This is a genomic window from Kitasatospora sp. NPDC056783 (assembly GCF_042789895.1).
In the GTDB taxonomy this organism is placed as follows: Bacteria; Actinomycetota; Actinomycetes; order Streptomycetales; family Streptomycetaceae; genus Kitasatospora.
The window spans coordinates 1-1,148 of the sequence record NZ_JBHUAF010000722.1; the positions used below are offsets into that span (position 1 = coordinate 1).

General features: G+C 67.6%; 1 protein-coding gene. It reads right to left on the bottom strand.

Going from position 1 to position 1,148, the window contains the following annotated elements; genetic code table 11:
• Window positions 1-200: 200 nt before the first annotated feature.
• Window positions 201-566: a hypothetical protein gene (locus ACFRMQ_RS40875; RefSeq protein WP_380736005.1), complete on the bottom strand. Its 366-nt coding sequence runs from the start codon at window positions 564-566 to the stop codon at window positions 201-203.
• Window positions 567-1,148 lie beyond the last annotated feature (582 nt).

Below are 1,148 nucleotides of genomic sequence, written 5' to 3' on the forward strand. Positions count from 1 at the left end.
CGATATGGCGCCGGACGCACCAGGGACGAGCCCGCCACAGCCACTACCAGCGCAGACTCGCCACCTGATCACGAAGTGCGGCTGGAGTACTAGTGGTCGTCCCCTGCGCGGGGGTCTTGTAATGGTCCGGAGTCAGCAGGTTCCCCGCCTCGTCCATGGCGCCGAGCGTCTGCATGGCGGCGTGTCAGGTTGGTGTGGATCTACCCGGACCCACAGGAGTTGGCGACAATGCCGTCCCGCGCCCAGCGGAGGCCAGTCCCGACGGCGAGCAGGACGTCGGCCGTCTTCGTCTGCGCGTAGGCGACCATGGGGTCGCTCGGGCGGCGTTCGAACTGCTGGTTGTCGAAGTCGAAGCCGTGCAGCCGCTGCGCACCGGAGTTGACGGTCACGACGTGCGGATTCTCGGAGGCCCGGAGCGCTGCGGGCAGCCCGTGGACCAGTGCGAAGTGGCCGAGGTAGTTGGTCGTCAGCTGCACTTCCCAGCCGTGTGCGTTGACCCGTCGCTCCGGCAGAAGCATCATCACACCGGCGTTGGCGAGGACCGCGTCGACGGGGCCGCCAGCCATCGCAGAAAGGCCTGGCTGTCCTTTTGGCGCCGACTTGGCTGGTCGGGGCGCGGAGGGCTCCGAGCTGGGGACTCCCCGGTCTGCTCTGGAAGTCCTGGCCCGCGGACCGCCTACGGGGCATCAGTTGAATGATTCTCGTTTTCGTGGGCTTGTGCAGCCCGATCTTCGGGGGCCAGAGTTCGGTGGGTGGGTTTGCGGAGCTCGTCGAGGACCCACTGGAGCCGCAGCGTCGATCCGTCTGCATGGGCGAAGACCAGGCCTTCGAGCTGGCCGTCTGGGTGACGGTCATGGCCTTGGGGGAGAGGCTAACCCAGGCGCGGCTGGCCTCGGTCTTGGGCTCGCGCACGTGGAGTGGACAGCCAGCGGACGTCGCCTCTGCCCACGGTGGCCACGACGTCGGCAGTGAGCCAGATGACAAGGAGCCGAGTAACTGGCGGCCGCCGCTGCGGTCGTACTGGTGCACCTACTCCCGCGTTGCTTGAGCGGAATCTCTCACGAATAAGGCAGTTTGCGGTGCTGTCGCCTGACGTTGAAGGAAGCGCGGCCAGTGCCAACGCCGACGGCCGGCGCGGGCTGCTGCCC

Excerpts from the sequence above, each read along its gene's own strand:
- ACFRMQ_RS40875 (WP_380736005.1), bottom strand. The coding sequence starts at position 566 with ATGGCTGGCGGCCCCGTCGACGCGGTCCTCGCCAACGCCGGTGTGATG.